The organism is Arthrobacter sp. fls2-241-R2A-172 (genome assembly GCF_030208885.1).
In the GTDB taxonomy this organism is placed as follows: Bacteria; Actinomycetota; Actinomycetes; order Actinomycetales; family Micrococcaceae; genus Arthrobacter.
The window spans coordinates 275,379-294,408 of sequence record NZ_JARVTB010000013.1 but is presented as its reverse complement, the minus strand read 5'-3'; the positions used below and the strand labels follow the sequence as shown (position 1 = coordinate 294,408).

The window sequence follows — 19,030 nt, the reverse complement described above, 5'->3', positions numbered from 1 at the left end:
TCAGCCAGTCACCTTCTGGAGGTCGCGGAGCCCGGGGATCGCCTGGTGTGCGGGGTGAACGGGTGCGAAGCGGACTGGTTGGCCGGTTCGTGAAGATTCGTACACGGCGAGGAGAATGCGGAGGGACTTCAACGCGTCCTTACCCGTGATGGCTGGTTCGGTGCCAGCCTCGAGTGCCTGGACGAAGTCCTGGACCTGGAGTTTGTGGAATGGGATCAGCTGGCCGTTGATGGCGGACAGATCGACGTTCGGCTCCACGCCTTCCGGGTGGACAGGTTCGACGACGATCCGCTCGCCCACCGCCCACAGGTCCAACCGTCCGTCGCTGCCTTCCGGGAACTCCGTCAGGGAAGCCGAGGCACCTGTTTCGCCGGTGATACGGAGCTGGATCCCCAGGTTTGGCGATACTGCAGTGGAGGCCTCCAGGGTGGCCATGGCACCGGAGGCGAAGGTGATCACCGCCGTCGCGGAATCCTCTACCTCTATGTAGTCACCGTGGAGGTAGGTGTTGACCTTGCCATAGACCTCGGCCACGTCGCCCAGGTACCACTGGAGGAGGTCGATCTGGTGGACAGCCTGGGACATCAGGACCCCGCCGCCATCGTTGTCCCAGGTACCACGCCAGGCGTCACGGTTGTAATAGTCCGGCGCCCGGTGAAGCATCACTGAGCACTGCGCCATGATGGCTTTGCCCAACGTGCCGTCGTCGATGGCTGCACGGATCTTCTGCGACGCCGGCCAGAAGCGGCGCTGGAACAGGACACCAAGTTGGACTCCTGCTTCCTCGCAGGCTGCGACCATGCGCTCGGCGGACTCCAGCCTGGTGGCGATGGGCTTCTCGCAGAGGACGTTGACACCGGCAGCTGCGGCTTTCAGGACCACTTCCTCGTGCGTGGGGTGCGGCGTGCAGACGGAGATGATGTCCACCTCCAGCGCCAGGAGCTCATCCACGCTGGTGAGCGCGTTGGGGATGTCCCAGGCTCTCGCTGTTGCCGCGGCGCGGTCTGCATTCACGTCGCAGACGCCGATCACCTGGACGTTGTCCAGGGCCTTGAAAGCCTCCAGGTGATTGCGGGAAATGGCGCCGCAACCCGCGATTCCAACGCGGAAGGTGCGGGTTGCCGGTGCTGGGGAAGTCATGGGGTATCCAACTTTCGGAACTGGGGTTGCTTGGTGGTTGTGGCACGTCGCGGGGGCGGCGCGGCGCCGGGCCGGAAGCCGGCTGGCGCCGGCGGCGGGGTGCCGGGCGGCTGGAAGGTGCCGCCCGGCGTCGTGGTTTGTTCGTTAGTTGCGTGCCGCGCGCGGTTTGCCGAGATCCTCAAGCGGAACGTTGTAGGTCTCGCGGGCCGTCATGATGGCGATGGCCGAGGCCGCCAGGCAGAGGATGGTGAAGCCCGCCACGGGCATCCAACCGTTCGGTCCGGGCTGGGCCAGCAGCGTAGCGATAGCGGGTGCGAACCCGGCCAGGATGAGGCCGATCTGGCTGCCGATTGCCATGCCGGAGTAGCGGACAGCGGCGGGGAACATTTCCGGGAAGAAGACCGTCCACACGCCGTTCCAGCAGGAATAGAAGACCGTCATGTTGAGGAAGCCGAACAGGAAGACCAAGGCGATGTTCTGCTCGCTAATGGCCCAGAAGTAGCCCACCGTGGTCAGTGCGCAGCCGAGGGCACCCACCAGCAGGACCTTCTTCCGGCCAATACGGTCGGAGATCATGGCTGAAATCGGGATGGTAACCATCGAAAGGCCGATCGTCACAGCGTTCACCGTGAGCATGAGTGTGCGGTCGATGCCCACGGCCGGTCCGGTTGCGTAGGCCAGGGCGTACACGGTGAAGGTGGTTTGCATGACGGAGAACAGCATCACCACACCAACGCGCAGGACGTCGCGCCACTGGGTCTTGAGGACGGCGACGGCGGGGATGGCTTTGGGCTTGCTGTTCTCCACGATTTCTTCGAAGACGGGCGGCTCGTCCAAGCGGGTCCGAATCCAGTAGGCGACTGCCAGCACCACAACCGAGAGCCAGAACGGCACCCGCCAACCCCAGTTGAGAAGCTGGTCTTCAGGGAGTGCTGCGAGCGGGATGAACACGATGGTGGACAACACCATTCCCGAGGCGTAGCCGGTCATCACGAAGCTGGTGAAGAAGGCCCTGCGACCTTCCGGTGAGTGCTCCATGGTCAGGGTGGAGGCGCCAGCGGACTCGGCACCGGCGGAGAAGCCCTGCGCAAGGCGGCCTACCAGCAACAGCGCTGTTGCCCAGTAGCCGATCTGCCCGTACGTGGGAAGGAAACCGATACCGATCGAGGCGAGGCCCATGATCACCAGTGTGACCATCAGCGCCTGCTTGCGTCCGATTTTGTCACCGTAATGGCTCATCACGAGCCCGCCCAGCGGCCGGGCAAGGTAACCCACGCCGAACGTCGCCATGGCTCCGAGCAAAGCAACCACGGGATCGCCTCCCGGGAAGAAGATTTTGGGGAAGATCAGCGCTGCGGCCGTGCCGTAGATGAAGAAGTCGTAGTACTCCAGGGTGGAGCCCAGGAAGGAAGCGAGTGCTGCCTTCTTGGGCATTTTGACATGGTCAACCGGCTCTGTTCCAAGCGGTGCGGTTCCAAGCGGTGCTGCCGGTTCGTTTACATCCGAGGGCGAGTGCTGCTGCACGTGTCCCATACTGTCTCCTCATTGAGTGCCGCGGGAAGTGGCACCGCCATGGTGCCTTGCCCGGCAAAGAATTAGATGAGGTCCGGATCGCCGGCTGCCGCTTTGTTGTGCAGCCCATCATGTTGCCGTTGATAACGGCTCCGGATGTGTGCTCCAGATCACTGACGATTGTTCCTCTGGGATCGACTGTAGGACCCAGGTCACACCGCATGGACGAACTTCCCGTTGAACGGGACAAGCTCTTTGACTACGCGGAACCAGCCTGCGACAACCATGGCCGGGAGCCGTAAGGCCGGCGCTCAGCACCCATGGTTCTGGACAGGCCGCGGCCTGCGGCCACGAGCACCGGAAGGATCAGGCCCGCGTCTTCGTCGACGGAAGGCACGACGACGGAAATCGCACCTATGACTGCCTGGCCCTGGCCAAACACAGGCACCGAAAAGGCAGTGTTTTCAGCCACCAGAACACCCACCAGACGGGCATAACCGCGCTCGCGGATCAGGGCGAGGTTGCTCCTGAGGCGGGCAGGATCTGTCTCCGTTGCAGGGGTTGTCTTCTCCAGCTTTCCGGCAATGAAACGATCCTGGACCCAGCCGGGCATGTGCGCCATCATGGCCATTCCCGAGGACGTGGTGTGGATGTCCAAGCGCCCTGCGACCTCGGCCAGGTTCATCACCGTCCCGTGCCGGTCCAGCCGTTCGAGGTAGAGGACGCTGTTGGACTCGATATCCGGGATGGATAAGGACACGTGTTCCCGGACGGCCGCATGGACACCTTCCAGGAACGGCAGGCCACGACGCCGGAACTCCTCCAGGGGATTGCTGCGGGATGCCAGCTCCCACATCTTCATTCCGACGCCGAATTCGCCGGCTTCATTGCGTTCAAGGAGGCCGTTGGATGCCAAGTCCATGGCCAAGCGATGAACCGTGCTGCTGGACATACCGGTAATCCGGACGAGTTCCTTCAGCGGAAGCCACGGCTGGCCCTTGGAGAACGCATCCATGATCTTCACAACGCGCTCAATGACGGACTCCCCCGACGCCGAGTTAGCCATGGTGCCTCCGTTGAACCGTCCGGCTGCTTTCACCCGGAACCAGAACCCAATATAGCCTTGCACTGGATCCGTAAAACCTGGGAGGCACTGTGGAACTGCGGCAGATCGAGGCCTTCCTGGCTGTGGCCGAGGAGCTGCATTTCGGCCGGGCTGCTGAGCGGCTCCGCATGGCACAATCACCGCTGAGCCAGACCATCAAGAAACTCGAAAAAGGCCTGGGCGCGCCACTTTTTGAGCGCAATACCAGGTCCGTCACGCTGACCACTGCGGGCCACTCACTGCTCCCACATGCCCGCAGGATCCTTGAAGAAGTGGACCTGGCGCAGAGGGCCGTGAACGCTGGCAACGCAACCGTCTACGGCAAGCTGGCCATCGGCTTCTCCGGGGCTTTGAACCACACCACGCTCCCGCCGCTGACCCGCGCCTTGCGCCAGGAGTATCCCCAACTCGATGTGATGCTGCGTGGTGGTTTGCTGACCCAGGAAGCACTTCAGCAACTGGGCAACGGGGCGTTGGACCTCGCTTTCATCGGCCTGCCCGTAGACGCCCCGTCCTTGGCCACCCGCCGCATAGCTACTGAGCGTTTGGGCGCCACCGTGCCCACAGATCATCTCCTTGCAGGTCGGTCCTCGGTGGAACTGCTGGATCTCGCCGGCGACCCCTTCATCACCATGCCGGCCGCGCAGGGGTCCACCTTGCGGGAGGTGACCTTCGCTGCCTGCGCAGCCGCGGGCTTCCGGCCAAGGATCAGCCAAGAGGTTGCGGATCCGTACACTGCGCTTTCCCTGGTGGCCAGCGGGGTGGGGATCAGCCTCATGCCGGAATCGATCGAGGGGATCATGCCAACCGGGACAGTGTTCCTGCCGCTCGACGGCGACGACGTCCTGCTGTTCTCCGGGCTGGCGTGGAACCCGGGTGCCGTGTCGCCCGCGCTCCGGGCCGCCCTTCAGGTAGCCGAGAAAGTACTTCCGACACCCACGACCTGAGCTTGCCGTAGCCTGAGCTGATCTGCCCTGTCCGGCCGACTATGTGGAGATTTTACATAGTTCTTGACTAACTAAGTATTGGACAGGGCCTAATACGTTGCCCAACATTGAGGAAGCCCCATCAACTCAATGAAGAGGACACCCTCATGGCCACTTTTGCCGTCACCTACTCCTATTCCGCTTCCACGTCCGCTGGCCGGGACGCTGTCCGGCCAGTCCACGTGGAGTTCCTCAAAGCCCAGTTCGACAACGGACGGCTCCTGAAAAGCGGGCCCTTCGGACCGGAAGAAGCTCCGGGCGCCCTCCTGATCATCGCGGGTGAGTCCAAGGCCGACGTCGAATCCCTCATGAACCGGGACCCTTTCCACGAAGCCGGTCTCATTGAAGAGCGCACGGTGAGGCAGTGGAACATCTTCTTCGGCGCCGACGCCGCGCAGCCGGCGCAGCCGGTGCAGCCAGCGCAACCCGCCGCGCAGCCCACCGGCCGGAACTGAGGTTCCCGCATGCTGTCAGCCATCACCGTCACCCGGGAAACCATCGAATTCCGGGAATCCGCCGAGCCCGCGCTGGAACCCGGCCATGCACTGGTGCGAGTCCACAACGTCACCCTCTGCGGCACCGATCTCCACATTTGGGAGGACGACTACCCCACGGAGTTGCCGCTGATCCAGGGGCACGAATTCTCCGGGGTTGTGGAGGCGGTTGCCCCTGGGAACAGCGAAGGCTTTGCTGCGGGTGATCGCGTTGCCGTAAACCCCATCATCTCCTGCGGCCACTGCCGCCCGTGCCTGAGCGGCCGGTACAACGTCTGCCGGAACGTCGGTTGCCTGGGCTGTTACTCAGATGGAGCGCTCACTGAACTGATCAGCGTCCCGCTGGGCAAACTCCACCCTGTTCCCGACGAGCTGCCGTTGGACATCGCAGCCATGGGCGAACCTGCTTCCATCGCCATGCAGGCGGTGAACCGAGGCAGGCCAGAAGCTGGGGAGACTGCGCTGGTGCTCGGAAGCGGGCCTATCGGTTTGCTGGCCACGCTCTACTTGACGGAATTGGGCGTCAAGGTGATCTGTGCCGATACCGAGCAGCACCGCTTGGACCTCGCCATCGACTTCGGGGCTGCAGACACCCTCCTGGTCACGCCAGGAATGGAGTTCCCCGACGCCCATCAAGCTCCACGATTGGACGCAATAACCGACGGTTACGGGCCCCAACTGGTCATGGAGGCAACGGGCGTGCCCTCATCGCTGGAAAACGCGATCAGGCTTGTTGCCAGCGCCGGGAGGATCGTCCAAGTGGGTATCTCGCCACGGCAGGCCAACGTTTCCATGAAGGACATCCCCTATAAGGAACTCGACATCATGGGCAGCCGCATGAGCCTGAACCTCATTCCTGACGGCCTGGCATTGTTGTCACGCCATCCTGAACAAGCCCGGGCCCTCATGACCCACCGCTTCGCCCTCGCCGATCTCCAGCAGGCATTCCACCTCATGCACGGACGCACGGAAAAGATCGGCAAGATCCTCATTGAGATGCCGGCGGCGGGTGTCGCATGAGTACCCCCATCCCCACTGAAACCGGCCAACTCAACCCAAGTTACGACGTCGTGATTATGGGCAGTGGCGCGGCAGGGCTGGTCGCCGCCGTCCGCGCGGCCGACGCCGGACTAAGCGTCCTGGTTGTTGAAAAGGCTTCGCTCTTGGGCGGTACGACGGCGGCAGGCGGCGGCGTCATGTGGGCGCCCAACAATCACCTCGCCAGGGCGGCCGGGTACGAGGACAGCCATGCCGACGGCGTTGCTTACCTCTCAGAGGCGGCTGGCCACGTGATGACGGCCGGGGAAATCGACTGGTACGTCTCCACTGCGCCGCGAGCCGTGGAGTTCCTCAACACGAACACCAGAGTCTCCATGGTTCCCATCGCCCGCCCCGATTACCACATGGAGTGGAAAGGTGCCGCGAACGGCGGCAGGGGCTTGGACAACAACGCGTTCGACCCCCAGGAGTACCCGGGCTTGGCGGAGTTGATCCGGCCGTCGTCGTACTTTCCGTTGCTCACCATGACCGAGCGGGACGAACTCAACGGCCGCGCAGCCGACCCTTCGCTCCTCGGGCACCGCGCATCCACGGGCATCCGAACCATGGGCGGGGCACTGGTGGGAAGCCTGGTTGCGAGCGCCTTGGACCGCGGGGTCCACATCGTGGTGTCGTGCCCCGTGGAGGAGTTGTCGCGCACCGGGACCGGGTGGCTGGTGACCCTGGGCGGTACCGCCGCCGGGGTGTCGGTGGCCGCGACCGCCGTCGTGCTTGCCTCGGGCGGATTCGAATGGAACCCGCGCCTCCGCAGCGCTTTCCTGCCCTATCCCGTGACGCCGATCAGTGCCCCATCCAACGAGGGCGACGGCCTGCAGCTGGGACTGAAAGTCGGTGCGGCTGTGGAGGACATGTCGGCTGTGTGGGGTGTCCCGGTTATTTCGACGGCGGCCCATCAGTACGACGGCCGGCGTTCGGGCCGCATGGGGAACGTGGAAATGACGCTTCCGGGTTCCATCACTGTGAACAGCGACGGCCAACGCTTCGTCAACGAGGCCTTGAATTATCACGATGCCAGCCGGGTGTTCGCTTCCATTAATCCGCACACGGGCAGGCAGCAAAACAATCCCGCGTGGTTGGTGTTCGATGCGGACTATCTCGCCAAGTACCCGGTGGCGGGGTCTCTGCCCGGCGAACCCGCTGAATGGATGGCGTCCGCGCCGAGCCTGGAGCTGCTGGCCAAGGAGGTGGGCATTAATTCGGCCGGTCTGGAGTCGACGGTTGCTCGGTTCAACGCCGACGCGGCCGTGGGAGTGGACACGGAATTTGGGCGGGGAGCGACACCGCAGGACCGTTTCCTGGGCGACGCCGGCAACACGCCCAATCCTTGCCTGGCGCCCCTGGTCACTGCCCCGTTCTACGCCGTGCCCATCCACGCCGGGGTGCTGGGTACCTCGGGCGGGCTGGCCACGGACTTCAACGGGCGTGTGCTGGACCATCGGCAGCAAGCCATTCCGGGGCTCTACGCTGCGGGCAACGTCTCGGCCGGTGTCTTCCGGAACAACTATCCAGGCGGTGGGGCAACCCTGGGCTCTGCGATCACGCGGGCCTTCGCGGTTGGGGAAGATCTCGCGGCCCGGCTCGCGTAGCCGCACCTTGGGGGGACACAAACGCTCGACGGCGACTACCGCCGTCGGGCGTTTGCGTTGCCAGGCCCACTCTGCCCGGCAACCCACAGCCCAAGCCCGCAAAGCGGGCCCCACAACACACCACCCCACCATGCCAGGCCCACTCTGCCCGGCAACCCATGGCCCAAGCCCGCAAAGCAGGCCCCACAACGGGGTGCTAGCGGGCGTAGAGCTCCGTGAAGTTCCTCAGGACCCGCATCGGCTCGGTCACCGATGAGCTCCGGGCCGTTTCGATGAGTTCGTCCGCGGTGTGCGGCGGGAAGTAGCCGGAGTTCTTGTAGATGTTGATGCGGGTGATGAGGCCGTCGGCGTCGAGCTCGGGGTGGAATTGCGTGGCGTAGAGATTGTTCTTGATCCGGAACATGTGCACAGGGCACGCGGCCGAGCTCGCCAACAAAACCGCGTGGGCAGGCAGTTTGCTGCACGCTTCTTTGTGACCCACAAAAGCGTCGAAGGTGTGCGGAATGCCCCGCAGCATGGGATCACGCTCCCCCTCAGCAGTGAGCTTGATCTCCGTTGGCCCCACAGGTTCGCCAAAACGGCGGTCGATGGTGGCCCCTTGGTGAACACCCAGAGTGCCGACCCCATAGCAGGCACCCAAGAAAGGAAAGTCCTCGGCAACTATGCGGTCCAGCAGCGCTGAGAGTTCCGCCTCCACCCGAATCTGGGCTGCGCTCTTCTCCTCCACAGGATCGCTGGACGTATAGGGACTGCCACCGACGATCACTCCGGAGTGCTCGGAAAGTTCAAGGGGCGGCAACGGCTCGGATTCCAAGCGCAAACGGACCAGTTCTTCGGGTTTCAGTCCGCAGTACCGGAGGTAGGCCTGATACTCGTCATCGGCTGCGGCATCTTCGGCGCGGGTGGCCAGCAGGAGGAAGGGCTTCACAAGGACAGTCTGCGCGCGGAATGGCTGGCGGACAAAGTGTGTTGCGGGTAAAGGGGTGACTAACAGTGACTCCCTCGCGCCGGTGTCGCCGCATATCGTTGGCTTGACCCCCTATGAACAGCACACCCCATCCCCGGAGGAGCAATTTTTGAAGCAAGACCCTGTGGCCGTCCAACCGCAAACGCCCAAAACGCCGGCAGTGGAAAGGCAGCAGCCCAAGAAGATCCCGTGGGGCGGACTCCTTGTTCTGGCAGCAGCGGGCTTCACGGCGGTGACCACCGAACTCCTGCCGTCGGGCTTGCTCCCCCAAATCAGCCGCGACCTCGGTGTCGACGAATCTGCCGTGGGCTCCCTGACAGCGGTGTATGCGGCCATCATCGTCTTCACGGCCTTGCCTCTTTCACGGTTCCTTGCCGGAAGGGTTCCCCGGAAGACCCTGCTGATCGCCACTGTGCTGGCCTTCGCCCTGAGCAATGTGCTCTTGGCGTTGAGCCCCGCTCTGGGGTGGGCGATCGGGGCCAGGCTCCTTGGCGGCATCGCGCACGGCATGCTGTGGTCCAGCATGGCTCCCTACGTGGCGCGCATCGTCCCGGCCCACTCCGTAGGTAAATCCATGGCTGTGGTCTTTAGTGGCAACAGCATCGCACTGGCAGTCGGCGCTCCGATTGGCACGCTCATGGGCTCGCTCATGACGTGGCGTACTTCCTTCCTGGTCCTGGCCGCAGTGGGTGTGCTTCTGGCAGTGCTGGCCTTCTGGCTGCTCCCCGGTGCCCACGACCACGCCAGCCAAAAAACGCCCTCCCTCCGGGCAGCCATGAAACTGCCCGGCGTCGTGGCCATAGCCATCGCCTGGCCCCTCCTGCTACTGGCCCACTTCACACTTTTCACCTACGTCGCCCCGTTCCTCCTCGCCTCCGGACTCCCGGAATCCGCTACGAGCCTCTCGCTCTCCGTGGTGGGAGTTGCCAGCCTGGTGGGCATCTGGATTGCCGGCATGACCGCCGACTCCCACCCACGACGCTCGGTGATTGCCGCCGTCGGGCTCCTGACGCTGGCGTTCGCCCTGCTCCCCGCGCTGGGCGGCACGTGGGTAGGTGCGTTCGGCCTCATGACCTTGTGGGGTATCGCGTTCGGTGCAGTGGGTATCTACAACCAGGCTGCGATCCTGCGTGCGGGTGGAGAACACAAAGATGCAGCCAACGGCCTCACCGTGGTGACCATCCAACTGGGTATCGCCGTCGGAGCGGTCTATGGGGCCTTCGCCCTCACCAGCGTCGGAGCGCAACTGGTCCCATTTGCCGCGGCGATTCCCACTGCCATTGCGCTGGTGATCATTATTGCCAGTCGTCGCGGCGGCTACCCGGCCGGGCCCCGGGAGAAGCGCCGTTAACATTGCCGAAACATGCCAGTGACGTGATCTTCACGAACGAAGGATTTCTGTAACTTTCCTGCAACTTAGCTCTTCGGAGTCGGAAACATAGCTCACCGAATATTGATCGGGGGGTAGGTGTGGGCCGTGCAACAACGGCCCCGTTTCGGACAAGCTTGAAGGGAACGCAGGTGGAGATCTCTGCGCAACACGTCTGGCTGATGTTGTCATCGGCGATGGTGCTATTCATGACCCCAGGCCTCGGCCTTTTCTACGGCGGCATGACCCGCGCCAAGGCCGCCCTGAACATGATCATGATGAGCTTCATCTCCGCCGGCATCGTGGGCGTGGTGTGGGTCCTGTGGGGCTACTCGATGACCACCGGCGACGGCATCCTGGGCCTGTTCGGCAATCCGTTCGCGCACTTCGGCCTGCAGGACTTGATGGGATCCCCCGACCTCATCAAGGCCACCTTTGCAGCAACCTTCGCCATCATCACTGTGGCCCTCATCAGCGGTGCAATCGCTGACCGGACCAAGTTCGGCGCCTGGGCCTTGTTCGTACCGATCTGGGTCACCGTGGTCTACTGCCCCCTGGCGTACATGGTGTGGGGCGGTGGCCTGATGAGCGCCGGCGGTGCCCTCACTCAGATCTTCGGCCAGGTCATCGACTTCGCCGGTGGTGCAGTGGTTGAGGTCAGTTCCGGAACCGCCGCTTTCGTCCTCGCATTGATCGTGGGAAAGCGTCACGGCTTCGCCAAGGACCCCAACCACCGCCCACACAACGTGCCGTTCATCATGATCGGCGCAGCCATCCTCTGGTTCGGCTGGTTCGGTTTCAACGGCGGCGCTGCTACTACCGCCGCGCAGGCCGGCCTCATCTGGGTCAATACCCTGGTGGCCCCGGCGGCGGCCATGCTCAGCTGGCTCGTCGTCGAGAAGGTCCGCCACGGACACCCCACTTCGCTGGGTGCGGCATCAGGCGTGGTGGCGGGCTTGGTGGCCATCACCCCGTCCTGCGCCAACATCACCCCGCTCGCCGCATTGGGCCTGGGCTTGGTGGCCGGCGCCGCCTGCGCTGTGTTCGTGGACCTGAAGTACAAGTTCGGTTTCGACGATTCCCTCGACGTCGTGGGCGTCCACTTCGGCGCCGGTGTCATCGGCACGCTCTCTCTCGGCTTCATCGCCTTCCCGCAGGACGGCGTCGCGGGCGGCCTGCTCTACGGCGGCGGTCCCCAACAACTCATTGCACAGACCATGGCCGTGCTGATCACCATCGCACTCTCCGGCGTGGGCACCCTGGTCATCGGCCGGGCCATCCATAAGGCCATCGGCTTCCGGGTTCCCTTGGAGCACGAAGTCACCGGAGTGGACCTCACCCAGCACGCCGAATCGGCCTACGAATTCGGGCTCACCGCCCACGGCCACTTCCGCCAGCAGCAGGCGCACCTTTCCGCGCTGATTGGCCGGAAGCCCGCGGCACCGAAATCCGAACAGGTCAAGGAAGACAGCTTCGCCTGACGGCACCACACTCAGACAGCAGCCGACGGCGGAACCCGGGTTCCGCCGTCGGCTGCTGTTTGCGTCGCTAAGGTTTCATCCTGAACCGTTCCAGATGCGCTGCCACCACGTGCGCCTGGCCACTGGTCCAGCCTCGGGCTCGGGAGGAGCTGCGGCGGCCCTCCGCTCGCGCCACCGCTCCAGCTCAGCATCCACGTCCCTGAGCTTGGTGATCACGGGTGGGCCGCCCTGGAGTTGCCGTCGGGCCTCGATCACCCGCTTGTTGAAGTCCTCGAGGATGTCCCGGACTTGTTTCTCCGTGTACTGCTGGTCCAGTTTGGCATCGAGTTCGGAATCCTCGATCCGCAGCAGGATCGCGGGAGGTCCGATGCCACTGAGCTTCTCCCGTTGAATGAGCCCTTTGACCCACCAATCGGGATCGTAGTGCTCGCCCAGGCCCGGAATGGGTTTGCCGGCATACTTGAGGTTGTCGAACTTGCCCTGGTCCATGGCGTCCCGGATCAGGTACTCAACCCGGGCGGCGTCGTCCACCTTCCGGCGTTTCTCCCGTTCCGCGGCGTCCGCGGCTTCGATCTCCGCGTCTTCTTCCGCGTTCCCACCCCAGCCGCGGACAGCGCGCAACTCAGCGCCGCGCTCGAGTTTCCGCCTGAAGGCATTGTTCCCGGAGTTCACTTGTGGACACCTCCTCGCACGGCAGTCCTCCCCTGCCGGACATCGTGGTTCTGATTCCCAGTATTCCGCAAACTGCGCCTGCCTGGGCCTGTACCCCCGCCACCGGCTGTGGAAACAAGCCAGCCCCGGCACGCCGTGGAAGCGGGGTGTCGGGGCTGCTTGTAGGCCCAGAGTGGGTGTCGGAGGTACGGCTCCGGATCTAGGACCGAACCGCCATGCTTGGATCGAGTTGTTCGATGCCCTCGGGAGTGACCAGCACTACGCGGGCCGTGCAGATGTCGTAAAACAAGCCAATGGGCTGCACCCGGCCGGACAGAAGCGCCGGGCCGGTCACAGGGTGGTCCTCAAGCTTCCTGAGCTGCAAAGCCACGTTGACCATGCTGAGCTGGTCCACGCAGCTGTACCCTTCGGCAGCCGCGGCCACTGCCACGGGATGTCCGGAAAGCAGGGCCGAGTAGCTTGGCCGCGCATGTTCCAGCCAGGTATCGAATCCGCCGCCCAAGGCAGGCGCAGCTCCTTCAAAGTCGGCGATGACGGCGTTCATCGCACCGCAGTTCGAATGCCCGCAGATCACGATCGAGTCCACTGACAAACCCTTCACCGCGAAGGAAAGCGCCGAGTCGATCGAAGCATCGCGACCGTCGCTGCACACCACGTTGCCGATGTTCCGGAGGGTCAGGAGGTCGCCGGGTCCGCTGCTGGTGATGAGGTTGGGATTGACCCGGGAATCCACGCAGGCAACGAACAATGTGTCCGGATTCTGGCCTTCTGTCAGGTCTTGGACCAACGGCCGGACCTTGTCCGCGTGGCGGCGGTGGTATTTGTCGATGCCCAGGAGGATAGAGCGCAGCGGCAGCCGCCCGCCGTCGTCGTCCGCTGTTGGGCCGCCGGCGGACGGCAACCAGGACGTCTTGGGCGGAAGCGGAAGTTCACGGGGGTCCTGGCGCTGGGGAGTGTTGTCCTCGGCGTCGGTGAAAGCAGTGGTGCCGTGCTCTTCCAGGGCCACGGAGGCGCCGGTGTTGCGGTGCTGCTTCTGCCAGGCAACCAGGGCTTCGCGGAAGGCGTGGTCGAGGTAGTCGGCGTTGAGTTCCACTACGGCATCATGGCCTTCGGGCACCGAATGCAGGACACGGTTGAGCCGCGGCAAGGCGAAGAAGCTGCAAGAGCCGGCAATGGTGACCCGCCACGGCAGTCCGGAACCGGCCGGGGCGTGAGCGTGGATTTGAGCGCGGAGCACCCGCCACAGTACAGAAACAGCAGCGAGTGCCAGGCCAATGAGCACGCCTTCGAGCAAGTTCAGGGCCACCACGCACACCAACGTCACCGCGTAGACCAGCAGGTCGCCGGTGCGAAGGCTGGTGCGGATGTCGGCGACCTTGATGAGCTTGGCACCGATCACCAGCAGCAGACCCGCCAGCACGGACAGGGGAATCAACTGGATGAGGCCAGCGAACAGCAAGGAGAACACCAGGACCCACACGCCGTGCAGAATGGCAGACGTACGGCTTTTCGCTCCAGCTTCGACGTTGGTGGCGCTGCGGACGATCACGCCGGTTACCGGGAGTCCGCCGAGCATGCCGGAGACCATGTTGGCGGACCCTTGCCCGACGAGCTCTCGGTTCAGGTTGGTCCGCGAACTGCCGTGCATCTTGTCAACGGCCACGGCGGACAGCAGCGATTCGATGCTCGCGATCAGCGCCACAGTGATGACGGCCATCGCTGCGGCGCGCCAGTTGCCGTCGGGCAGGCTGGGCAGCGCGACGGCGTCCAGGATTGAACCGCTGAAGCTGATGCGCTCAACGCTCGGGGCCACTGCTACTGACAGCGCTGTCACGGCGACGACGGCGGCCAGCGGCCCGGGAACTTTCCGCACCATCGCGGGAAGGAACCTCCAAGCCAGGAGAATCACGACGACGGCCAGGCCCAGCAGCGCCGAATGCAGCTCGACGTTGGTGATGGCCGCGGGCAGGCCCGCCAGGTTCTCGACGGCGGACCCCGCGGCTTGGCCACCCAGCAGCACATGGAGTTGTTGCAGGATGATCGTGATGCCGATGCCCGCGAGCATGGCCTTGACCACTACCGGCGACACTGCCAGCGCTGCCCGGCCGATACGGCTCACACCCATCAGCAACTGCACGACGCCGGCCGCAGCGGTGATCGCACAGGTCACCTGCCAGCCGAACTCGGCTACCAGGCCGGCGACGACGACGGTGAGCCCGGCGGCTGGGCCACTCACCTGCAGAGGCGAACCACCCAGGCTGCCCGCGACGATTCCTCCGACCGCGGCTGCGATGAGCCCGGCCATGATGGGAGCCCCTGAGGCTGCGGCGATGCCGAGGGACAGGGGAAGGGCGACCAGGAACACCACCAGGGACGCGGGGAGATCCGCCCCCAGGTTGCTGAGGAAGCTTGGCTTGGTTCGTCCCGGCGGGCTGTGGGAATCGGTGGGGATGGTGGCGGATTCGTTGGACTGCGGCATGGTGTTCCTTTGGCTCGGGAGTACTGACTCCTCCAAGCTACGGAACCTGTCACGGTTAATGACAACAACATGTGAAAAGCATGACAAAAGCTGTGAAGATGCGCTTCATCTTGGGACCAAGGGGAACTTTCGCGGGGGTTCAGCGCGTTGGAGGGGTCCGTGGTGCGACGTCCGCAAGGCGAGAACGCGACGGCGGGCGCCTCCCGCCGTCGTCGTCTTGCCGGGCGCACCAAAACTAAGGTTCCTTAGAATAGGCTGGGTCCATGAGCAATACAGAAGTGCAGCCCGTACGCATCAGCTCCGCGCCCGTACAGCTGCAAGCACTGGATCCCATACTGGGAAAGGTGAGCGCAGCCGTCGGCGACGTTCCAGCCCTTTTGGCTATCGCCGAGGACATCGGACAGACAGCTCCTACGCCCGGGAGCGGGAACACGGCCAAGCTCTGGGAACTTCTGGCCTCGGTCACGTCCGTGGATGTCGCGGCGGGGCGCGTGCTCGAACCGCACCTGGACGCCGTCGGAATCCTGGCCCAGGCGGAACAGCCTCAACCCGAGGGAGCATGGGGAGTTTTCGCAGCCGAAGGTCCAGGCCTGAAGCTCGAGGCCAAGCAGGAAGCTGACGGCAGCTACGTGCTCAGTGGCTCAAAGCCGTGGTGCTCCCTCGCTGCACAACTGGACGGGGCCGTCGTCACCGCCCATGTCGCTGGAGACAACACCCGGGGCGCCTTCGCAGTGGACCTTAAGCACTCCGGCGTGAGAGCCGAAACACCCGAGTGGACCAGCCGCGGACTCAAGGAAATCCCGAGCGGAACGCTGCACTTCGACCACGTCCCCGCTACGCCCGTTGGCGGCGCGGGCTGGTATTTCGAGCGCCCCGGCTTCGCGTGGGGTGGCATGGGAGTCGCCGCCTGCTGGCTTGGAGGCGCAGTAGCCGTGGCCCGCGACTTCTGCGACTCCCTGGCCAGGGCATCGGACAAGGGCCGGGAACCGGACCAGATCGCTCTCGCCTCCCTGGGCGAGGTAGACAGGATCATCGCGTCCGTCACCGGATACCTGGCTCAAACGGCTGAGCGCATCGACGCCGGCGACCTCGCAGATCCAGGCGAACCGGGCGAAAGCCCTTGGCCCGAAGCCTTGCGCGTCCGCGGAACTGTTGCCTCCGCCGTCGAACGTATCCAGACCCTGGTGACGCAAAACTTGGGCCCCGGCCCGTTGGCGTTCAACGAACAGTACGGCAAGAGGATGGCGGATTTGTCCCTCTATGTCCGCCAGCATCACGCCATGCGGGACGACGCCCAGCTGGGGGCGCTGGTGTTGAAGGGGGACCGCCGGTGGTAGCTTTTTCGCACACAGACACAGGCACGACCGAGGCGGAATGGCTGTCCAGCGGCGTGGCTGCGCTGCCCGAGCTCCCTTTGGGCCAGGACGAACTCGCGGACATGGCTTTCGTCGTCCTGGCTGCGCACCCGGACGATGAAACTTTGGGCGCGGGCGGGTTCGTGGCCAAACTGCATTCATCCGGAGCTGCGGTGGAACTCCTGCTGTGCACGGCCGGTGAAGCATCCCACCCGGAATCACCAACCACGACGCCGGAACAGCTTGCCGCCGTCCGGCTCGCTGAGTTCGACGCGGCTGTGTCCGGGCTGGCTCCCAGCGCGACCTGGAAGTTCCTGGGACTGCCCGACGGCAAGTTGGCCGCCAACGCGGGCCGCATTGCCGAGGCCATACGCGACGCCATTTCCGCGCACAACCGGCCACCGGAGAACATCGTCATCGTTGCCCCGTACCGCCACGACGGCCACACCGACCACGATGCTGTTGGCGCAACAGCGGCCAAGGTTGCTGAAGAGGACGGCCACGGGCTCTTGGAATACCCCATCTGGTACTGGTTGTGGGCGGGCCTGGACGACCCAACATGGCAATCCTGGGTGCGGGTGCCTTTGTCCGGGCGTGAGCTGGAAACGAAGGGAAAGGCCATGGGCGCCCACACGTCCCAGATCGAACCGTTGTCGGAGGAACCCGGCGACGGAACACTCTTGTCGGGGACGTTCCTGGAGCACTTCGAAAGGCCATGGGAAACCTTCGCTTGGCAACCGTCGAAGGCAGGAAACAACACCGCCGCCGACGCTGAACGGATCTTTGACGAAGTCCACGCCAAGGGAGACGACCCCTGGGCCTATACAACCAGCTGGTACGAGCGCCGAAAACGCGCACTGACCTTGGCTGCCCTCCCGGAGGAATCGTACGAATCCGGGCTGGAACTCGGTTGCTCCATCGGCACCCTCAGCGAGGAACTCGCTCAACGTTGCCAGGCGTTCCTCGGTGTTGAAGCCAGCGGTATTGCGGCCAAAAAGGCGGCCGAGCGGCTTTCCGCGTACCCCTCCGCCGAAGCGCGGCACCTCACCATCCCCCATGAGTGGCCCGAGGGCTCCTTTGACCTGGTAGTGCTCTCCGAGATGGGCTATTACCTGGCACCGGAAGAGCTGGCTGACGTTTTCGGGCACATCAAGGCCGCCATGAAACCGGGCGGCACGCTGCTCCTGTGCCACTGGCGCCACCCCATCTCAGGCTGGCAGTTGGACGCGGAAGCCGTTCACTCGATGGCCCGGCAGCAACTTGCCTGGCCAACGTTGGGGGTCTACCGCGAGAAGGATTTCGTGCTGGAAACCCTGGTTGCACCGGCCCCGGCCGTCAGTGACGGCCCGACATGACCGGGGGCACCAGGCAGCGGATCCAACGCATCGCGGTCACCATGCCCGCCCACGACGAGGAACAGCACATCGGCAGGGCGCTGGCAGCATTGGGTACAGCGTTGGACACCCTGGAGCGGGAGCATCCGGGTATGCCTGCCACTGTCACTGTGGTCCTGGACAGCTGCACCGACAGTTCGGCCGGGATCACCGCCGCCCACGTCGCGGCGGACCCGCGTTTCACGTCCGTCAGCGTCCAACTGCGGAGCGCAGGAGCTTGCCGGGACTACGGCATCCGGACGGCCCTGCTCCCCCATCCGGCGGAAGCAACAGGGAGCTTGTGGCTCGCCAACACCGATGCCGACTCGGTGGTCCCGCCGAACTGGCTGGTACGCCAAGTCGGGTTGGCCAACGCCGGCGCTGACGTGGTTCTGGGGTCGGTGGAACCGGATGCCTACGATGTGGACCCAGCCGTGCTTCGTCGATGGCTGGAACTACACCCCTTTCGCGAAAACCATCAGCACATCTACGGCGCCAACCTGGGTATCAGGGCCTCGGCGTACCTCGCCGCAGGGGGTTTCCCGCATCTCCGGGCCCATGAGGACAGGCGCCTGGTGGAGCGCACCCGTCACCAAGGATTCAGGGTGGTTGCCACGGATTCCATCAGGGTTCTCACCTCCGGCCGGACTGAGGCCCGGGCACCCGAGGGATTCGCAGCGTATCTGCTGGCACTCGGCGCTGACGTTCCTGCCGCGACAGGGAGCTAGGCTCCTACGGCCTTATTCGCCAAGGCCCCTTCGATGGCGGCAATCGCGGCCTCAGTAATCGCTTCCCTCTCGCCGGATCCATTCACCGTCAGCAATATCCCACGGTTTGAGTAGGCCTCCAGAACCGGCCTTGTATGCTCACGGTAGAGTTCCAAACGGCGACGAATAACCGGCGCAGTGTCATCGCTGCGTCCCTGTTCCTGGGCGCGGCGGAGCATCCGGTCCAGCAACTCATGATCGTCGACCGTCAACGCGAGGGCTGCGTCAAGCGCCTGTCCCCGATCGGTGAGCATCTCGTCCAGGGCAGCAACCTGGATGACCGTTCGCGGATAGCCGTCCAGGAGGAACCCCTCTCCGGCATCATCTTCGTCCAGGCGTTGCTTCAACATGGCCGTGGTGACATGGTCCGGCACGAATTCGCCGTGGTCAATGTACGCACTGGCCTCCTCCCCCAACTCCGTCTTTTGGCGAATGTGGTCGCGGAACAACTCTCCTGTGGAAATGGCAGGGATCCGGAAGTGCCTGGCGATGTGCTCCGCCTGTGTGCCTTTGCCGGAACCGGGAGGGCCCATGATGATCAGTCGCGCCATGAGTCTGGTCCGTTTCGAGAGGCGGCCGGGACTTAAACCATACGCCCGCGGCAGGTCGGAGCGCCCGGGTCACGCGAATTTGTTGGTTCATCGATCCCAGTATCCAACCACCCCCTTGCAGCCATTCGCACGCG

The 19,030-nt window shown here is 64.3% G+C and carries 16 protein-coding genes; 9 read left to right on the top strand and 7 right to left on the bottom strand.

Translation table 11 applies throughout. From position 1 onward, the window contains the following. From QRM57_RS18745 to QRM57_RS18735, 3 genes are all read right to left on the bottom strand, one after another. Window positions 1–1,140, bottom strand: a complete 1,140-nt coding sequence (locus QRM57_RS18745) for a Gfo/Idh/MocA family protein (RefSeq protein WP_284987730.1) — start codon at window positions 1,138–1,140, stop codon at window positions 1–3. Between the two features lie 144 nt (window positions 1,141–1,284). Beyond that, window positions 1,285–2,574 carry an MFS transporter gene (locus tag QRM57_RS18740; RefSeq protein ID WP_284987729.1) on the bottom strand — a complete coding sequence of 430 codons (1,290 nt, stop codon included), beginning with the start codon at window positions 2,572–2,574 and terminating at the stop codon, window positions 1,285–1,287. 337 nt (window positions 2,575–2,911) lie between these two features. Further along, window positions 2,912–3,718: an IclR family transcriptional regulator gene (locus QRM57_RS18735; RefSeq protein WP_257369687.1), complete on the bottom strand. Its 807-nt coding sequence runs from the start codon at window positions 3,716–3,718 to the stop codon at window positions 2,912–2,914. 89 nt (window positions 3,719–3,807) lie between these two features. Here QRM57_RS18735 and QRM57_RS18730 point away from each other — a divergent pair, with 89 nt between their 5' ends. The 4 genes from QRM57_RS18730 to QRM57_RS18715 all read left to right on the top strand — a co-directional run bounded on the left by QRM57_RS18730 (window position 3,808) and on the right by QRM57_RS18715 (window position 7,882). Next, the gene (locus tag QRM57_RS18730) at window positions 3,808–4,704 is read left to right on the top strand and encodes a LysR family transcriptional regulator (protein ID WP_284987728.1); all 897 of its coding nucleotides are present in this window, start codon (window positions 3,808–3,810) and stop codon (window positions 4,702–4,704) included. Window positions 4,705–4,850: 146 nt separating this feature from the next. Further along, complete coding sequence (locus tag QRM57_RS18725) at window positions 4,851–5,198, top strand: YciI family protein (RefSeq protein WP_284987727.1); 348 nt, start codon at window positions 4,851–4,853, stop codon at window positions 5,196–5,198. 9 nt (window positions 5,199–5,207) lie between these two features. Beyond that, the gene (locus tag QRM57_RS18720) at window positions 5,208–6,257 is read left to right on the top strand and encodes an alcohol dehydrogenase catalytic domain-containing protein (protein WP_284987726.1); all 1,050 of its coding nucleotides are present in this window, start codon (window positions 5,208–5,210) and stop codon (window positions 6,255–6,257) included. Next, window positions 6,254–7,882, top strand: coding sequence for an FAD-dependent oxidoreductase (locus tag QRM57_RS18715; RefSeq protein WP_284987723.1), 1,629 nt, complete (start codon window positions 6,254–6,256; stop codon window positions 7,880–7,882). The genes QRM57_RS18720 and QRM57_RS18715 overlap by 4 nt, the downstream gene beginning before the upstream one ends. A 196-nt stretch (window positions 7,883–8,078) precedes the next feature. Here QRM57_RS18715 and QRM57_RS18710 read toward each other — a convergent pair whose 3' ends face one another. Then, window positions 8,079–8,810, bottom strand: a complete 732-nt coding sequence (locus QRM57_RS18710; RefSeq protein ID WP_284987722.1) for a glutamine amidotransferase — start codon at window positions 8,808–8,810, stop codon at window positions 8,079–8,081. A gap of 148 nt (window positions 8,811–8,958) precedes the next feature. Here QRM57_RS18710 and QRM57_RS18705 point away from each other — a divergent pair, with 148 nt between their 5' ends. Then, window positions 8,959–10,200: an MFS transporter gene (locus QRM57_RS18705; protein WP_284987720.1), complete on the top strand. Its 1,242-nt coding sequence runs from the start codon at window positions 8,959–8,961 to the stop codon at window positions 10,198–10,200. Between the two features lie 170 nt (window positions 10,201–10,370). After that, the gene (locus QRM57_RS18700; protein WP_257369676.1) at window positions 10,371–11,699 is read left to right on the top strand and encodes an ammonium transporter; all 1,329 of its coding nucleotides are present in this window, start codon (window positions 10,371–10,373) and stop codon (window positions 11,697–11,699) included. A gap of 75 nt (window positions 11,700–11,774) precedes the next feature. On the opposite strand, the gene QRM57_RS18695 is transcribed toward QRM57_RS18700, so the two are convergent. Beyond that, window positions 11,775–12,371 (bottom strand): DnaJ family domain-containing protein, encoded by a 597-nt coding sequence (locus tag QRM57_RS18695; RefSeq protein WP_284987719.1) that lies wholly within the window; start codon window positions 12,369–12,371, stop codon window positions 11,775–11,777. 199 nt (window positions 12,372–12,570) lie between these two features. Beyond that, complete coding sequence (locus QRM57_RS18690; RefSeq protein ID WP_284987718.1) at window positions 12,571–14,850, bottom strand: solute carrier family 23 protein; 2,280 nt, start codon at window positions 14,848–14,850, stop codon at window positions 12,571–12,573. Window positions 14,851–15,113: 263 nt separating this feature from the next. On the opposite strand from QRM57_RS18690, the gene QRM57_RS18685 reads away from it, so the two are divergent. The 3 genes from QRM57_RS18685 to QRM57_RS18675 are packed head-to-tail and all read left to right on the top strand — an operon-like array spanning window position 15,114 to window position 18,306. Beyond that, window positions 15,114–16,187, top strand: coding sequence for an acyl-CoA dehydrogenase family protein (locus QRM57_RS18685; protein WP_284987717.1), 1,074 nt, complete (start codon window positions 15,114–15,116; stop codon window positions 16,185–16,187). After that, a complete protein-coding gene (locus QRM57_RS18680) occupies window positions 16,181–17,560 on the top strand; it encodes a bifunctional PIG-L family deacetylase/class I SAM-dependent methyltransferase (protein ID WP_284987716.1) in 1,380 nt (459 codons plus the stop codon). The genes QRM57_RS18685 and QRM57_RS18680 overlap by 7 nt, the downstream gene beginning before the upstream one ends. Beyond that, window positions 17,557–18,306, top strand: a complete 750-nt coding sequence (locus QRM57_RS18675) for a glycosyltransferase family 2 protein (protein WP_284987715.1) — start codon at window positions 17,557–17,559, stop codon at window positions 18,304–18,306. Before QRM57_RS18680 ends, QRM57_RS18675 begins: the two co-directional genes overlap by 4 nt. Here the strand turns inward: QRM57_RS18675 and QRM57_RS18670 are convergent. Beyond that, complete coding sequence (locus QRM57_RS18670; protein WP_284987714.1) at window positions 18,303–18,896, bottom strand: adenylate kinase; 594 nt, start codon at window positions 18,894–18,896, stop codon at window positions 18,303–18,305. The genes QRM57_RS18675 and QRM57_RS18670 overlap by 4 nt on opposite strands. Between the last annotated feature and the right edge of the window lie 134 nt (window positions 18,897–19,030).